This window comes from Microcoleus sp. Pol8_D6, assembly GCF_036700965.1.
Lineage (GTDB): Bacteria > Cyanobacteriota > Cyanobacteriia > Cyanobacteriales > Microcoleaceae > Microcoleus.
On record NZ_JAUBPW010000070.1, the window covers coordinates 1 to 14888 of the forward strand.

General features: G+C 46.6%; 18 protein-coding genes. 10 read left to right on the plus strand and 8 right to left on the minus strand.

Annotated elements, in window-relative coordinates; all coding sequences use genetic code 11:
- Positions 1–232: 232 nt before the first annotated feature.
- Positions 233–742 (minus strand): allophycocyanin subunit beta, encoded by a 510-nt coding sequence (apcB, locus tag QUA10_RS23180; RefSeq protein ID WP_293258696.1) that lies wholly within the window; start codon positions 740–742, stop codon positions 233–235.
- Between the two features lie 337 nt (positions 743–1079).
- Between apcB and glnA the strand changes: the two genes are divergently transcribed.
- Positions 1080–2501: a type I glutamate--ammonia ligase gene (glnA, locus tag QUA10_RS23185; protein ID WP_333084933.1), complete on the plus strand. Its 1422-nt coding sequence runs from the start codon at positions 1080–1082 to the stop codon at positions 2499–2501.
- Between the two features lie 109 nt (positions 2502–2610).
- Here glnA and QUA10_RS23190 read toward each other — a convergent pair whose 3' ends face one another.
- Positions 2611–3090, minus strand: coding sequence for a hypothetical protein (locus tag QUA10_RS23190; protein WP_333084934.1), 480 nt, complete (start codon positions 3088–3090; stop codon positions 2611–2613).
- 37 nt (positions 3091–3127) lie between these two features.
- Between QUA10_RS23190 and QUA10_RS23195 the strand changes: the two genes are divergently transcribed.
- The 4 genes from QUA10_RS23195 (at position 3128) to QUA10_RS23210 (ending at position 5569) form a co-directional block, all read left to right on the plus strand.
- The gene (locus tag QUA10_RS23195) at positions 3128–3454 is read left to right on the plus strand and encodes a hypothetical protein (protein ID WP_333084935.1); all 327 of its coding nucleotides are present in this window, start codon (positions 3128–3130) and stop codon (positions 3452–3454) included.
- Positions 3451–3684, plus strand: coding sequence for a hypothetical protein (locus QUA10_RS23200; protein ID WP_333084936.1), 234 nt, complete (start codon positions 3451–3453; stop codon positions 3682–3684). Before QUA10_RS23195 ends, QUA10_RS23200 begins: the two co-directional genes overlap by 4 nt.
- A gap of 303 nt (positions 3685–3987) precedes the next feature.
- Positions 3988–4890, plus strand: a complete 903-nt coding sequence (locus QUA10_RS23205; RefSeq protein ID WP_333084937.1) for a ferritin-like domain-containing protein — start codon at positions 3988–3990, stop codon at positions 4888–4890.
- Between the two features lie 175 nt (positions 4891–5065).
- Positions 5066–5569, plus strand: coding sequence for a YbjN domain-containing protein (locus tag QUA10_RS23210; RefSeq protein WP_333084938.1), 504 nt, complete (start codon positions 5066–5068; stop codon positions 5567–5569).
- A 53-nt stretch (positions 5570–5622) separates the two neighbouring features.
- On the opposite strand, the gene QUA10_RS23215 is transcribed toward QUA10_RS23210, so the two are convergent.
- From QUA10_RS23215 to QUA10_RS23225, 3 genes are all read right to left on the minus strand, one after another.
- A complete protein-coding gene (locus QUA10_RS23215; RefSeq protein WP_190658220.1) occupies positions 5623–6081 on the minus strand; it encodes a divergent PAP2 family protein in 459 nt (152 codons plus the stop codon).
- Positions 6082–6095: 14 nt separating this feature from the next.
- Positions 6096–7022, minus strand: a complete 927-nt coding sequence (gene crtE / locus QUA10_RS23220; protein ID WP_333084939.1) for a geranylgeranyl diphosphate synthase CrtE — start codon at positions 7020–7022, stop codon at positions 6096–6098.
- A 197-nt stretch (positions 7023–7219) separates the two neighbouring features.
- A complete protein-coding gene (locus QUA10_RS23225) occupies positions 7220–8101 on the minus strand; it encodes a LysR family transcriptional regulator (RefSeq protein ID WP_333084940.1) in 882 nt (293 codons plus the stop codon).
- Positions 8102–8212: 111 nt separating this feature from the next.
- Between QUA10_RS23225 and QUA10_RS23230 the strand changes: the two genes are divergently transcribed.
- A complete protein-coding gene (locus QUA10_RS23230) occupies positions 8213–8701 on the plus strand; it encodes a GNAT family N-acetyltransferase (protein WP_333084941.1) in 489 nt (162 codons plus the stop codon).
- 54 nt (positions 8702–8755) lie between these two features.
- Positions 8756–9529 carry a methyltransferase domain-containing protein gene (locus tag QUA10_RS23235; protein WP_333084942.1) on the plus strand — a complete coding sequence of 258 codons (774 nt, stop codon included), beginning with the start codon at positions 8756–8758 and terminating at the stop codon, positions 9527–9529.
- A gap of 253 nt (positions 9530–9782) precedes the next feature.
- Here the strand turns inward: QUA10_RS23235 and QUA10_RS23240 are convergent, their stop codons facing one another.
- Both QUA10_RS23240 and folD read right to left on the minus strand, forming a co-directional pair.
- Positions 9783–10595 carry a calcium-binding protein gene (locus tag QUA10_RS23240; protein ID WP_333084943.1) on the minus strand — a complete coding sequence of 271 codons (813 nt, stop codon included), beginning with the start codon at positions 10593–10595 and terminating at the stop codon, positions 9783–9785.
- Positions 10596–10620: 25 nt separating this feature from the next.
- Positions 10621–11499 (minus strand): bifunctional methylenetetrahydrofolate dehydrogenase/methenyltetrahydrofolate cyclohydrolase FolD, encoded by an 879-nt coding sequence (gene folD, locus QUA10_RS23245; RefSeq protein ID WP_333084944.1) that lies wholly within the window; start codon positions 11497–11499, stop codon positions 10621–10623.
- Positions 11500–11643: 144 nt separating this feature from the next.
- On the opposite strand from folD, the gene QUA10_RS23250 reads away from it, so the two are divergent.
- Together QUA10_RS23250 and QUA10_RS23255 are read left to right on the plus strand one after the other, a co-directional pair.
- Positions 11644–12069 carry a DNA-binding protein gene (locus QUA10_RS23250; protein WP_333084945.1) on the plus strand — a complete coding sequence of 142 codons (426 nt, stop codon included), beginning with the start codon at positions 11644–11646 and terminating at the stop codon, positions 12067–12069.
- A 218-nt stretch (positions 12070–12287) separates the two neighbouring features.
- On the plus strand, positions 12288–12710 hold the full coding sequence (locus tag QUA10_RS23255) for an NUDIX hydrolase (protein ID WP_333084946.1): 423 nt from the start codon (positions 12288–12290) through the stop codon (positions 12708–12710).
- A 100-nt stretch (positions 12711–12810) separates the two neighbouring features.
- Here the strand turns inward: QUA10_RS23255 and QUA10_RS23260 are convergent, their stop codons facing one another.
- Positions 12811–13359: a LeuD/DmdB family oxidoreductase small subunit gene (locus QUA10_RS23260; protein ID WP_333084947.1), complete on the minus strand. Its 549-nt coding sequence runs from the start codon at positions 13357–13359 to the stop codon at positions 12811–12813.
- A 177-nt stretch (positions 13360–13536) separates the two neighbouring features.
- On the opposite strand from QUA10_RS23260, the gene QUA10_RS23265 reads away from it, so the two are divergent.
- A complete protein-coding gene (locus QUA10_RS23265; protein WP_333084948.1) occupies positions 13537–14415 on the plus strand; it encodes a hypothetical protein in 879 nt (292 codons plus the stop codon).
- Positions 14416–14888: the final 473 nt, after the last annotated feature.

Below are 14888 nucleotides of genomic sequence, written 5' to 3' on the forward strand. Positions count from 1 at the left end.
CTTGGTAATTTACTTTCATACAATCGTCCTTTTGCTAGAAGTGCTATTGTAGCATATTTTTGGAGAAGTGGTATAATCTATTATTTTTAATCTTAAATCTTTAATCTAAAATTGTATAACCAATAAAAAAAGATCGCTTGGAGGCGGTGAGGCCAAAAAAAGCGATCGATCTAACTGCTGCTAAGTGCCAGCCACAAATGCAATTTGCTGCTAAAAGAACTAGCAAATTGACTTAAATATCTTGTTCGCTCAATTCGCGAATCATGTAATCAAAAGGCTGATCCAAAAAAGGCCCCACAGACAAGCCAGCAGCTTCCACCTGAGCCTTAACCATCTCCTTCATAATGCTAATCCCCATCACCGTCGGGCCAATGGGAACGCTGAGAGAATTGTAAGTTTCTCGCAAACCTTGCAGCACGCGCTCGTCGAGCACGTCGGTACTTCCAGCCACCAGGGCGTAAGTAGCATAGCGCAAGTAGTAGTCCATATCCCGCAGACAAGCCGCGTAGCGACGAGTCGTGTAGGCATTTCCACCGGGACGGATCAGTTCTGGCTGTTCAGCAAATAGCTGGATACCAGCTTGCTTAACAATTGCCGCAGCATTGCTGTTAATCGCAGCCGCCGCCTGTACCCGTGCCGTGCCCGTTGCAAAATAAGATTTCAACCGATCGATACCATCTCGGTCTAAATACCTACCAGCAACATCATAATTTTCAATCAGGCTCGTCACTGCATCGCGCATAAGTTTCTCTCCCAAAAATCTTTATCAATACTTTGCTATCTGAGACAGACCGCCTATTGTAGACTACTACAAATCGGCGTTTGATTAAGATTTGAGATAGGATTTTCACGAAGGGTAGTCTATCCGTGGCAAACTGTCGTAAAATTCAGCCGTTTGCCTTGTATCTTCAGTCGAAAAATCCACAGGGCAAGAATTTCAAACTGCCCGGCCGCACTGGGCCCCTATTTCAGAATTTTGTAGCCCTAGATACAAAATAGTGGATACTGAAGGCCTACGATCGCCCAAACAGTCTGAAATCGGCCGATCGCCAAGAAACAACCAATATCAGGAGTAAGTCATGTTCCAGACACCCCAAGAAGCCTTAAACTACATAAAAGAAAATAAGATCCAGATCGTTGACCTCAAATTCATCGATATGCCGGGGATCTGGCAACACCTTTCCCTGTACCACGACCAAATCGACGAAACTGCATTCACAGACGGCGTACCCTTCGACGGTTCCAGCATTCGGGGCTGGAAAGCCATCAACGAATCAGACATGACGATGGTCATCGATCCGACCACCGCTTGGATGGACCCGTTCATGGCAGAACCTACCATCAGCTTCATTTGCAGCATCAAAGAACCTCGCACCGGCCAACCGTACAGTCGCTGTCCGCGCACCATTGCCCAAAAAGCCATAGACTACTTGCTTTCGACCGGTCTTGGCGATACAGCATTCTTTGGCCCGGAAGCAGAATTCTTTATTTTTGACGACGTTCGCTTCGACCAAACCCAAAATTCCGGCTACTATTACGTAGATTCGATCGAAGGTCGCTGGAATTCCGGCAAAGAAGAAGCAGGCGGCAACCTCGGCTATAAACCGCGTTACAAAGAAGGTTATTTCCCAGTAGCACCAACCGATACCTCACAAGACATGAGAACGGAAATGCTGCTGACAATGGCAAAATGCGGCGTACCAATCGAAAAGCACCACCACGAAGTCGCCACCGGCGGTCAATGCGAACTCGGCTTCCGCTTTGACACTTTGGTAAAAGCTGCCGACTACTTGCTGACTTACAAATACGTAATCAAAAACGTCGGCAAAAAATACGGCAAAACCATCACCTTCATGCCCAAACCGCTGTTTAACGACAACGGTTCCGGGATGCACGTTCACCAGTCGATTTGGAAAGACGGCCAACCTCTATTTGCAGGCGATCAATATGCAGGTTTCAGTCAAATGGGACTGCATTACATCGGCGGCATTCTCAAGCACGCCCCGGCACTTTTGGCAATCACCAACCCCACGACCAATTCCTACAAGCGTTTAGTTCCGGGCTTTGAAGCGCCTGTAAACTTAGCTTACTCTCAAGGAAATCGATCGGCATCAGTGCGGATTCCGTTGTCGGGAACCAACCCCAAAGCCAAGCGGTTAGAATTCCGCTGTCCGGATGCTACATCCAACCCCTATTTAGCATTTGCAGCCATGCTGTGCGCCGGCATTGACGGCATCAAGAATCAAATCGATCCGGGCGAACCTTTGGACGTGGATATCTACGACCTTTCCCCTGAAGAATTGAGCAAAATTCCTTCGACTCCCGGTTCTTTGGAAGGCGCTTTAGAAGCTTTAGAAAAAGACCACAGTTTCTTAACTGAAACCGGCGTATTTACCGAAGACTTCATCCAAACTTGGATTTCCTACAAACTCGACAATGAAGTCAACCCGATGCGGCTGCGTCCTCACCCCTACGAATTTGCTCTCTACTACGACTGTTAGAAAATTAACAATTAAAAATTAAAAGTTAAAACTGGTAATTATACCATTTTTAACCTGTGATTTTTAATTAATAAGAACGCCGCCCTTAAAAGCGGCGTTTTTTTGAAGTTTAGAACTTCTGGATCAACGCCCAGACTCTCCCGTTACCCGACACTATCTGGGCAACGCTGTTAGTAGTAGGGCCCATTGTAGCCTCAGAGACATCCTCTACAGCCCATTTATTTGCTTTCTCATCAACAATAAACAAATCGTCAGGGGTAGTGCCTTCCTGAACCAGATATATCTTATTCAAAATGAAACGCTGTCGCGCCTCAGCTTTTGGTATGCCCGTAACTTCATCAGGATCGATAGAGAGGGCACTGCCTTCTTTTAATGTACCTTTCGAGTTGCTTAAATTGCGATCGTCCCTTTGAGCAACCCGCACGCCGTGAAGCTGCAAACCAGGCTCAATCTCAGAGATATTTGAGATAGCAGCTATGGCCCCACTTTTTCCCAAACCGAGAACCGCTGCACTAACAGTCCAAATTAGCAAAAACTTGAAAGGATTCACTGTATTTATGCTCCTTCTTTTGTGAGATTCTGCACTCATTCTAAATTAGCAATTAGCAATTAACAATGACCAAACGATGTCCGATATTTTTGTGATGATCCGCAATCAGAGTAACGTCGCCATGACTTCAGTTGACGGCATTGCGTTTGTCACTTTACTGACTCAAGAAGGACGAGTGCTGGCCGAGGAGACAGTTGACCTGTTTGAAGCTGATGTGAATTTTGATAACCTGAAGCCGGGAAAATATACTGTAGTTGTCAGGCACGAAGGCGTTGAACCTCGATCGGCAACTTGTAGTGTTACAATCACCGATGAAGATAAAGTAATCATGCTGACATTTGTTTACTTGGAGCTAGAACGAGTGCTGCTCCGCATTCAAACTTCAACAGAAGAAAGACTATGACCGTGAAAGTTACTCCGCCAAATTCAATTAAAATGTTTCGCTATCGAGTACATTTCTTGGCAAAAGACCTCTGGAGGGAAAAAAACCCGGTTTGTCGGATGAATCTGGCTTTACAGTTAGCTGATGTGGCGACAACTCTGGCTAGGTTGGAAGTAGAAGAGGCGCGAAAATTTCAACAAGAGTCTGCTAGTGTTGAGGCTTCAGACTCGACGGAACCTGAAGAGTTTTGAGTGCGTGAGATTGCTTTCTGCGATCCGCGCCACCCTTGCGTGATAGCAGTTTAAAAAAATAACGTAACTGTAGAAAAGCTCCAAACCCTGATAGTCATCAGTCATTTTTAATCTAAAATCTAAAATCTAAAATGGTATGACTCGCAACTCAAAACTATTGTCATTTGTTGAGCTAGTAAAAAAATTGTCTGTATAAAATTGAATCTCCGTGCTAAACAATAACTTTCTGCCTTGCGAGGTAATTGGTTGTCGAAAAAACTGCGTTACACTTATATAGGTATCTTTACAAAACAACATAAAAGCATGACTGTTGCCTACCCCCGCAAGCTTCGCAACGCTATGGGAGCACGCGAGATTTTAGCTCAAGTAGTCCGCGATCGCGAAATTCACCTGATCACCCTCAACCGCTACCGATTTAGCGAACAGCGCAGTTGCAAAGACCTCACCGACGTGATCGAACAGCTAAACGGGGAACCCGCCGAACTCGTGCGCGACCTTTCTCGGCACATTTCCGACGAAGCGCGGCACGCCATGTGGCTCACCGACTTGCTGGTAGACCTCGACCAAAATGTGGGAACGCCGCCAGGAGTCTCCTACATTGACGAATTTGAAAGGTTGTATGACAGCGAACAACAAGACCCTACCAAAAACCGCGAAGACTTTGTAATTTCTTCCCTCGCCGCGATTAACGTCACCGAGAAGCGAGGATGCGAGTATTTCGGCGCGCACATCCACGCCCTCAAACAGGCTCCCCAAACCGCAGAAAACATCAAAATCCGGGAAACAATCGAAAAGATTTTTCCAGAAGAAGCTGGTCACGTCCGCTGGGGCAACCGCTGGCTGGCCCAAATCGCCGACAAAAGCCCGGAACACCGCCAAAAGGTGGAACAGGCAAAGCGCAAGTATGTGGCGATCGAACAAGCAGCTTTTGAGTCGGGAATGGATATCATGCTGGGGGCAGAATTGCGTCGCGTCACCCGCCTGGTAGACATTGCCAACACCATGCCGATGTGGGAACGCCCGCAATACCTGATGGAACGCTTGCCCAGAACCCTGTTGGCCCCGGATCTACAAATGACCAGAGTTGATGTAGCTCAGCGCGCCTGGAACCGCGACCCGCAGGCATTTATGGAGAAATTGGTGCCCATGTTCCTCAACGGCTTGAATACCATTGAGAAGAAGCCGGCGACTAAGCCCAAAGCTTAAAAACGATCGCGAACCTGGTGAAACCGCTTTGCAAGTCAAACTTGCGTCTGCCTCCGCAAACAAGCGAGATATACTGGTTCCCAGGTATAGCCTCGGAACCAGTTATTTAAAGTCATAATTTTAAGCTTTAGCAAGTAAACTGATTATTGGAATAGTTTTCCATCTAAATATAATCATGACTACCAGCGAGCCGAACATACAAACAGCTTCCACAGAAAGCCTCTTAAGTGAAAGTGCGATCGCCTCCGAGCAGGTCGAAAAAGCCACAGCCGTCACCTATGCAGAAGAAATTGAAACTGTCATCGCCAGCATGGCTGTAGACCAAAAAGTGATGGTCGGTCAAAATGAAGCTGGCGGACATCTTTGGAAGTTTAAGTACGGCAGTGTTGAAGTGTTCGTGCAACTGACCGGCGAAACCGAAGAGGATACTTTGACTGTTTGGGCTTTTGTACTGCAGTTGCCAGCGAAGAATGAAGCTCAATTAATGCGGAAACTTCTAGAAATGAATTGGCTGTCTACTTTGGAATCTCATTTTGCCATTGTTGACAATCAAGTTGCGGTAATATCGACTCGGACGATCGCCGAAATCTCGGCCGGGGAAATTTCTCGGGTTATTACTATTGTCGCCACGATCGCCGATGATAATGACGATATTCTGCAAGCAGAATTCGGTCAGTAGTGATTAGTTAACAGTTAACAGTCAACAACTAACAGTTAAAAGTTAACAGTTAACTAATATGCAGGCCCTGCGATCCAAGCAATCGTGATTCCCAGCCCCAAACCTACAAGCACTTGAAAAGGAGTGTGTCCCAGCAACTCTTTCAGGCGAGCCTCATTAAGGTTGTGATCTTCCTCAAAAAACTCATCAATAATTTGGTTGAGGATGCGAGCTTGCTTGCCGGCTGCTTGGCGGACGCCTGCTGCGTCGTACATCACAATAATTGCAAAGATCGCAGCGATCGCAAAATCCGGGCTTTCCCATCCCATCGTTTGTCCGACTCCAGCAGCCAAAGCGCCCACAAAAGACGAGTGAGCGCTGGGCATTCCCCCCGTTGTTACCAAATACTGAAGATTAAACTTGCGATTTTTGACCAACTCGATCGGCAACTTCATGATCTGAGCCGCCAGACAAGCGAGCAAAGCAACCACGAGTACATGATTGTTGAATATGCCGCTGCAAATTTCCTGCATAGTGTTTAGTATTTCTAGTTACTGCGGCTGGTAATAAAATCGGCGATCGCCAGCAGCGGTAGAGCTTTGCTCCCAAACACTGCCAATTGAGCCTTAGCATCAGCAACAAGCTGCGAAGCTTGGCGCCGAGACTCCTCAATTCCCCACAAACTCGGATAAGTGACTTTTCCTGCTTGAACATCTTTGCCAGCAGTTTTGCCCAGTTCTTCTTGAGTAGCAGTAATATCCAGAATGTCGTCAATGATCTGGAAAGCCAGCCCAATATTTTGAGCGAAACGAGACAGTCGCTGCAAATCTGCTGCTGAGGTCCCAGCCAGAATTGCCCCACAAACTACGCAGGCCTCTAACAGCGCCCCTGTTTTGTGAGCGTGAATGTAATTCAAAGTTTCCAGAGAAACATCTGTCTTTCCTTCCGATTCCAAATCAACCACCTGACCGCCTACCAATCCAGCAGCACCCGATGCCCGCGCTAAATGGGCGATCGTCTGCAACACCTGTTGGGGGGGTACGTTCTCAGTTTTAGTAGCGATAAATTCAAAAGCATAGGTCAGCAAACCATCGCCAGCCAAAATGGCGATATCTTCGCCGTAAACTTTGTGGTTCGTCAGTTTGCCGCGTCGGTAGTCGTCATTGTCCATTGCCGGCAAATCGTCGTGAATCAGCGACATCGTGTGGATCATTTCCAAAGCGCAAGCTGTCGGAATTGCCATAGATGTAGTGCCGCCGGCCAGTTCGCAGCTAGCCAGACACAGGATCGGACGCAGGCGCTTGCCCCCCGCTAGCAGCGAGTAGCGCATTGCTTCGTAAATTTTCTCTGGGTAGATGACCGGGAGTGCACTGTCGAGAGCTACCTCGATCGCCTCTTTTCGATTGACTAGATAAGTAGATAGGTCGAAAGAGGATTCCGGTTGGGACGAACCCATTTCTGTTGCCAATACCATCCCTTGCTCTCTTGTACTGAATAGTTATGTGGGATATTGTGAGCCGTTCAGGTCGCATCGTGCCGACTTTTACGGCAGTAGTTGCTCGAACTCCGAGCATCAATTAATCATTCTACGGGTGTTGTTGCACAGAAAATCTTTGAGTTTTGATAACTTTGTCAATTTGCCAGTCAATCTAAAATTTACAATCTCAAATATCAAATCCGCTGCTGCAGTCTGGCGACTTCCAAAAACCGCTGCACCGCCGCCGTTGGATCGCTGCGCCAAATCAGAGCGATCGCCACAATGCAGGTTGATTCTGGCAAAGATTTGTAAACAACCCCGCTGCGCTGGAAATTTTGCATCGACGCCGGGACGATCGCCACTCCCATCTCGGCAGCTACCAGACTCACAATGGTTTGCATTTGAATTGCTTCTTGAGCTGCGATCGGGCTAAAACCTGCTTGCTGACAAAGACTGACGATCGCATCGTACAATCCCGGAGCCTGGGAACGCGGAAATAAAATGAACTGTTCCGTGGAAAGTTCGCGTAATTCAACATTCGTGCGATCGGCCGCCGGATGCGTTTCTGGCAATGCCACGATCAGCGGTTCTCGAAAAACGATTTCAGAATTTATCCCATCTTCCTCAACCGGAGGGCGCACGAAGCCGATATCAATTTGTCCGAACCGCAGCCGCTGCAACTGTTCGTTTGTCCCAAGTTCGTGCAGTTCCAGTTTGACGGCGGGACACCGAGTGCGAAACGCCTGCAAAATCGCTGGAACCACGTTGTGTGCTGCAGAACTCACAAAGCCGATCGTCAGTTGGCCGAGTTCGCCCCGACTGGTTTGTCGGCCGAGTTGAATTGCTCGATCGACTTGCTGCAGAATTTTCCCAGCCTCCTCGAAAAACACCTGTCCCGCTGCCGTTAAATGCACCGTCCGCTTGGTGCGCTGAAACAGTTGAAACCCCAACTCTGCCTCTAAATGCTGGATTTGTTGGCTCAGCGGTGGTTGGGCAATATGCAGTTTTTCGGCTGCACGAGTGAAATTCAGTTCCTCTGCAACTGCAATGAAATAACGCAAATGCCGAAGTTCCATAGCTCCCCAATCATTGATATTTTAAAAGTATAAGTGGTTAGTTAAACATATATTGGACATTTATGATGGCATTTAATACAGTGATTAATAGGCGAAATTGAGAATTAAACAATGGCTAATTTGAATATCAGAATTAGAGAAGCAGATCTGGCAGATTTGGAATTAATCGTGGATTTTATTTCCCAAAAAAGCGACTTCGATGGCTCTAAAAACCTGTTGACAGCAACAGCCGATAAATTGCAGCAAACGTTGTTTTGCCAGCCTCCGCTAGTGCGGGTTTTGTTGGCTGAGGTTGCCGGAAAAGCGGTAGGGTTTGCTATGTTTTATGCTTCTTATTCAAGTTTATTGACGCAGCCGTGCCTTTGGCTTGATGATTTATTTGTGCAAGCTCCTATGCGCGGTATGGGAATCGGTACAGCGCTGTTAAAATATTTGGCACAAATTGCTGAGTCTACAAATTGCGGGCGTATGGAATGGACTGTTAATACTGGCAATGCGCCGGGAATTGCTTTTTATGAAAAGCAGGGAGCGCGCATTTTGGAAAATATTAGGGTTTGCCGTATTGAGGGGGATGGAATTAGTCTGCTTGCTGGCCAATGATTTAATAACGAACCGCGAAGACGCGAAGAACGCAAAGAGAAGAGGAGAGAAGAGATGTCACAAAATTCTTGGAATTCAGCTCTTTATGAGCAAAATCATGCTTTTGTTTGGCAGTACGGCGAATCTCTTTTGGATTTACTCGCTCCGAAGGCGGGAGAACAAATTCTGGATTTGGGCTGCGGTACGGGACAGTTAACTGAAAAGATTGCTCAAAGTGGTGCTTTGGTGCAAGGTATTGATTCATCTTTGTCGATGATTTCCACGGCAAAAGTTAACTATCCTCACATCAAGTTCGATACAGCGAATGCGAGGAGTTTTCAAGTAGAAGAGGCGTTAGATGCTGTGTTTTCTAATGCAGTTTTGCACTGGATTAAACAGTCGGATGCTGTGATTAATTGTGTGGAAAAAGCGCTGAAGCCGGGAGGGCGTTTTGTGGCTGAGTTTGGGGGTAAGGGGAATGTGGGGGCGATCGTCCGCGCACTTTTGAGTGTTTTGTCAGAAATTGGCTGTCAGGAGCCTGAAGCGCTTAATCCTTGGTATTTTCCGAGTATTGGCGAGTATGCTGGGCTTTTGGAAAAGCAGGGATTTGAGGTGGGTTATGCGGTTTTGTTTGATCGACCGACTCCCCTAGAAGGTGGCAGCGCGGGTATGGTAAATTGGATTGAAATGTTTGCTGGCGGGTTTTTGTCGGGGTTGTCTGATAATGTGCGATCGCAGGTAATTAACGCAGTTGAAGAACGTTTGCGATCGATCCTGTACCGCGATGGTAATTGGATTGCAGATTATCGCCGAATTCGCGTTGTTGCTGTCAAGAAGTCCTCACGGTAAATCATAGTGATTAGTGATTTCGATCGAAGCTTGAAATCTTTACTACATCATCTTTCGTCCACTCCAAGCAGACTCAAAGAGTAAAGAATTTTACAGCACTTACGCTGCACAGTTAATTTTTACACGACCCATAGTAGTAAGGTGCGAAATACGCACCCTACTAGCGTTTCTGCGTAAGCCCTGTAAATATGAGGAGTTAATTTGTGGCTAACCATATGAGAAGTTTTCCATCCCACCAGTGATTGTCCTGAACTTAGAAACCCTGAACGGAAACAATCCTGCTTTGTAGTTCATTAGGAGTTATACCCTCTACAAAACCTAAAATCGCGTTAGAATTCCTAACTCTGATTAGAGTTCCTGAAGAAACTTCGCTAAGTCCGCTGACAAAAGCTGGAGGCAGGAATTGTTGTAAAGCTTGCGACACATCGAACCTAAATGTTATTGTCACATTCTGTAGCGGCTCCAACACTATATCATTGACCCTTAAGTCACTCGCTAATCCAATGCGATCAAAATCAGGATCAAAACTTCCGATCAGATCACTAGAATTGATATCTGTAGTGGCAGGATCTATTCCCAGAACGCATAAATTAGTGCCAAACTCACAATTTAAGAAGTCTCTGCCCAAGCCACCAACCAGAGTGTTATTCCCTTCTTCGCCGTTTAAAAAATCATTGCCTCTACCCCCAAATAAAATATCATCGCCAGCTCTTCCACTAAGGTAATCAGCATCTAGACCACCACTGAGAGAGTCATTTCCCTCCTGTCCATACAGGCCATCTCTTCCTTTTCCCCCAAATACAGAATCATTGCCTGCAAAACCTCTGAGAATATCTTCCCCTTCATTTCCCAGGATTAACTCGCTAGCCCCTGAGCCATTTACTGTATCGTCGCCATCGAGCGCCCAAGCTCCTAAAGGGAAGTTGTTTAGATCTCCAGGAGTAAGTTGAATTCCTTCCGAGGTGTTGTCGCCAATTAAGCGCAATGTCCCTGACGCATCCGGTTTTAAAGCCATAGCTAAAATCTTTGTGTGTTGGTAGATTACTAACCCTACTAATTGAGCCAATACTGGCTCACAAGTGGGTTCCAATTCAATTAGAACCGTATGCAATATAACTGGAAACGGTATTTTCCAAAAGCATAGCAACCGTCATCGGCCCGATTCCTCCCGGCACAGGCGTGATAAATTCGGCTACTGTTTTAACAGCACCAAAGTTCACATCTCCGGCCAAACGACTCGTACCGTCTGGATTAACAACGCGGTTAATACCGACATCAATTACTACTGATCCAGGTTTGACCATATTAGCTGTAATCATTTCTGTGCGGCCGACGGCGGCGATTAGAATATCGGCTTGGCTGGTAATCGATTCTAGGTTTTTCGTCCGCGAATGAGCTACAGTAACAGTACAATCAGCTTCTAATAGCATCAGCGCCATCGGTTTACCTACCAAAATGCTCCGTCCCAAAACAACGGCATTTTTTCCTTTCAAATCAATCTGGTATTCCTGCAATAACCGCATCACTCCGGCGGGAGTACAACTTCGCAAACCTTCCTCCCCGCGCACGAGACGGCCTAAATTTACAGGGTGAAGTCCGTCAGCATCTTTGTCGGGGGCAATTTGGTACAGCAGCGAAATTGCATCTAAGTGCTCTGGTAGTGGTAATTGCACTAAAATGCCGTCTACTCGATCGTCCTCGTTGAGTGCCCCAATTGCAAGTTCTAGTTCGGCTTGAGTAGCATTGGCTGGGTAATGCTGGCCGAAGGAAGCTATGCCAACTTTAGCGCAGGCTCGCTCTTTGTTGCGAACATAGGCTGCGCTAGCTGGGTTGTCGCCCACCATCAGCACCGCAAGTCCGGGAGGACGCCCCTTTTGGGGTTGTAGGGTGCGGACTCGATCGCTCAGCTCGGTTTGAATCTTTGTCGCTAAAGCTTTGCCATCTAGTATTTGAGCAGTTTTGGCATCCATTGTAGACTCTGGGTTAGGGGCTGACGATTTTAGATTTTAGCTTAATCCTCGTCAATGACTACACTAGAGAAATTTCTTACTTGCGATCGATTCTTGGGATTCTGTTAAAGTAAGTCGTATCTCAAATCTCAACTCAGTTGACCAATGACTACTGCAATTAAGCAAGTTTGGGTTCAAAGATTCTGCACCGGCTCTTTATCGCTAATCCTCGCCAGCGGTTTTTTCAGTTGTGGCAATTTACCTCTGTCTCAACTTAATCTTGGCTTTAATGTGGCTAGCATTGGCGACGTTCAACAAAAGCGGCAAGTGGATGCTGAAGTTTATCTTCGGGGAAAGGTAGAAAATCGCGCTCCGTTTGTGGGGAATGCGGCTTATCAACTTGAGGATGGTACTGGCAGTATTTGGATTTTAACCAAGCAAGATTTGCCCCAGCTTGGGGATGAAGTGTTGCTGAAGGGAGAAGTCCGCTACAAGAGTATTACTCTGAAGGAATTGGCGGGAAAGGATTTAGGTGAAATTTATGTTGAGGAAATGGAACAATTAAAGCGCACTCCAGCAGCTAATAAATAACAATACGAAGATGCTAATTTATTTCCATAACTAAGTCTATTTCATAAAAATCAAAGGTTTATAGTTGTGATTGGGATATTGGGAGCTGTTTATTTATCTTCAAAGTTCATTCATAATATTAGTGTCTGGGCGGGTTTACCTATATTGTTAGTTAATTTTACAGATGTTGGTGAACCCGCTTCTACAGCAATTTCTGCATTCTCTCTTCTTTCTAACACATGACTAAAATTCACGTTGCGATCGCGATTTTGTACCAAGACGGCAAGTTTCTCTGTCAGTTGCGAGACGATATTCCTCATATCAGGTATCCCGGACATTGGGCTTTGTTTGGCGGACACTTGGAACCGGGAGAAACTGCCCAAGTGGCTGTATTGCGGGAATTATCAGAGGAAATTTGCTATGCTCCTGCAAGTGTTTCTTTTTTCTGTTGCGATGTCGAAAAAGATGTTGTTCGCCACGTTTTTCATGCACAACTTAGTGCGGATGTCAAAGATTTAGTTTTGCTTGAGGGTTGGGATATGAAGTTGTTGACACCGGAGCAGATTCGGGCGGGAAAATGCTTTTCTGAGCAGTCAGGAGATGTGCGACCTTTTGGCATTGCTCACCAGCGTATTTTATTGAACTTTATTGACTCGATTTGAGAAAAGTGCCACGCACCCTAGATGGGAGCGGTTTGAGCAAAGAGATATTCGTAAGGTGGACGACAGAGCCGCGCACCCTACATTGCAGGAATTTTAACAGTTAAGAGCGAGCCGCAATCATTCCCGTTTGGCGCGCGTAGTCAAATAACCCTCCGGCATCTATTACCGGGCCTACTTCTCCTAAAGGTTTGAGTGAGAAAGTTTGATCGAGAGTGTGGTTGACAATTACCTCTGCTGTAAAGTCGATCGTCACTTCTTGCCCAGTTACAAACAAGTCGCAGAGCCGCTCGACTGATTCGATCGGGTACAATTCCCCAGTAGCCGAGCAATTGCGAAAGAAAATGCGTGCGTAAGACAAAGCCACCACTGCTGTGACGCCAGCGGCCCCCAGAGCTATCGGAGCGTGCTCCCGCGAAGAACCGCAGCCAAAATTTTCGCCCGCTATGATAATCGGATACCGGGTTTTCTGTTCACCGGATTCGATAAACTTACCGTAGCGATCGGGCAACCCAATCATCGCGTAACTGCCTAGTTTCTCGTACTCGTCCGGCTTCGAGGGAACCAGGGTCAGGTATTCTGCCGGGATAATTTGATCTGTATCGATGTTGTCGTCTACAACAAAAATTTGACCGCTAATTACTTTACCCATAGTTTATTTCCTGTTAGCCTCGCTCGATGCTGTGGTGATAATTTTAAGTGGATCGGTATGCAAGATTTGCATCTGTTTATTTTAACCTGGCAGTGTCAGTGATAACCTGTATGAGTAAAAATTAGATCCGAGACTTTGGGTTAACAATTAACAATTGCTAAGTGTCAAGATAGTTTTATGGCAAATCCAATAGATGACATTGCTCGACAAGCTCGCGAGGGGTCGGTTGCATCGATTATTCAAATCCTTAATGACGAACTGGCACAGGTAGGGGTGAGGGCTAGAGCCGTGTTTGCAGACGGCGTGTTGCAACTGCTGTGCGAAGCTGCAACGCCCCAACTGCTCGAAGAGTCTAGTTTGGTAGATCGAGTCCGAGAAATTTTGGAACGCATTTCGCCCCACAATATTCGCCGAGTCAACATCAACAGCCGGCTTGTCCGAGAACACCAACTGCTGTGGCTGGAAGAAATTAGCCGCGATCCGGATAATCAACTTTTGTGGTCTCAAGAAATTAAACTCCGAAAGCCGAATTTGTTCAAGCGTTTAGCTCTGAGCAACCATCACGAACGACAAGCTATGGTAGGCAAGCGGGCTTTGCCGAGAATGGCTATACCTCGATCGATGCAGCAACCGCGGCAATTTCAGCGCGGTATCGTCGGCGGCATCAGCTTGACCGTGCTGTTGCTTGCAGCAGCAACTGCCATCTACAAAGGACTTAATTCCCAAGTGCCAAACACCAAACAAGCCACCACCCAAGCCGTAGCAACTGCCCCTTCCTCGGAGGCAAAACCTGCTTTGAAAATTTCTAAGGAGACTGTTAATTCTGCTGTTGACTCTTTTGCCCAAGCAGTGCGAGTAGCCGAACAAGCAGCCACCCAGGGCAAAACCGCTCAATCTCGCCAGGATTGGTTAGTCGTAGCTGCTAAGTGGCAGCAAGCTTCCGATTTGATGGCCGCCGTGCCTTCCAAGCATCCCCGCTACACAACGGCTCAGAACCGGATGGCACTTTACCGCCAAAATAGCGATAAAGCCCAACAGGAAGCACAAAATAAGTAAGCAGGTAAGTCTGATAAATTTAAGCCTAGAGTTTGCCCCGCTGCTCTCGGTGTTGTGAAAAATGAGTTTTTGAGTCAAAACTCGGAAACTCTCAGCTATAGTTATGAGTGACAATTTGGGGATTTTGAATTTTTGCGATCGGCATTACTCGATCAGCCGATTTGTATCAAAATAAAAATTTGTTAAGATCACAAACTTAAAGAGGAAACATCACAGGGTGAGGAGATGGGTGTCACTAAGCGGTCTCTAGAAAACCTTCATACTACTAATAGCCGTCAAAATTAGCGGGAAGGGGGTTGATAATCATCCGGTAAAGGATAGTAAAGTTCCTCTCGTACATATCAAAGCGTAGAAAACACGAAAATAGAACTCGGTCAGATCTGGGTATATTTTTACATATCGAGCGACCCGCCGACCGGCTGCACAAACACAGAAAGCAGGCTCATAACAACGGTCAAGCCGACAGTTATGGA

Coding starts and splice junctions, on each gene's coding strand:
- QUA10_RS23230 (WP_333084941.1), top strand. CDS start 8,213: ATGGCTAATTTGAATATCAGAATTAGAGAAGCAGATCTGGCAGATTTG.
- QUA10_RS23260 (WP_333084947.1), bottom strand. CDS start 13,359: ATGGGTAAAGTAATTAGCGGTCAAATTTTTGTTGTAGACGACAACATC.
- QUA10_RS23225 (WP_333084940.1), bottom strand. CDS start 8,101: ATGGAACTTCGGCATTTGCGTTATTTCATTGCAGTTGCAGAGGAACTG.
- QUA10_RS23195 (WP_333084935.1), top strand. CDS start 3,128: ATGTCCGATATTTTTGTGATGATCCGCAATCAGAGTAACGTCGCCATG.
- QUA10_RS23250 (WP_333084945.1), top strand. CDS start 11,644: ATGACTACTGCAATTAAGCAAGTTTGGGTTCAAAGATTCTGCACCGGC.
- glnA (WP_333084933.1), top strand. CDS start 1,080: ATGTTCCAGACACCCCAAGAAGCCTTAAACTACATAAAAGAAAATAAG.
- QUA10_RS23265 (WP_333084948.1), top strand. CDS start 13,537: ATGGCAAATCCAATAGATGACATTGCTCGACAAGCTCGCGAGGGGTCG.
- QUA10_RS23215 (WP_190658220.1), bottom strand. CDS start 6,081: ATGCAGGAAATTTGCAGCGGCATATTCAACAATCATGTACTCGTGGTT.
- crtE (WP_333084939.1), bottom strand. CDS start 7,022: ATGGTATTGGCAACAGAAATGGGTTCGTCCCAACCGGAATCCTCTTTC.
- apcB (WP_293258696.1), bottom strand. CDS start 742: ATGCGCGATGCAGTGACGAGCCTGATTGAAAATTATGATGTTGCTGGT.
- QUA10_RS23255 (WP_333084946.1), top strand. CDS start 12,288: ATGACTAAAATTCACGTTGCGATCGCGATTTTGTACCAAGACGGCAAG.
- QUA10_RS23205 (WP_333084937.1), top strand. CDS start 3,988: ATGACTGTTGCCTACCCCCGCAAGCTTCGCAACGCTATGGGAGCACGC.
- folD (WP_333084944.1), bottom strand. CDS start 11,499: ATGGATGCCAAAACTGCTCAAATACTAGATGGCAAAGCTTTAGCGACA.
- QUA10_RS23190 (WP_333084934.1), bottom strand. CDS start 3,090: ATGAGTGCAGAATCTCACAAAAGAAGGAGCATAAATACAGTGAATCCT.
- QUA10_RS23200 (WP_333084936.1), top strand. CDS start 3,451: ATGACCGTGAAAGTTACTCCGCCAAATTCAATTAAAATGTTTCGCTAT.
- QUA10_RS23235 (WP_333084942.1), top strand. CDS start 8,756: ATGTCACAAAATTCTTGGAATTCAGCTCTTTATGAGCAAAATCATGCT.
- QUA10_RS23210 (WP_333084938.1), top strand. CDS start 5,066: ATGACTACCAGCGAGCCGAACATACAAACAGCTTCCACAGAAAGCCTC.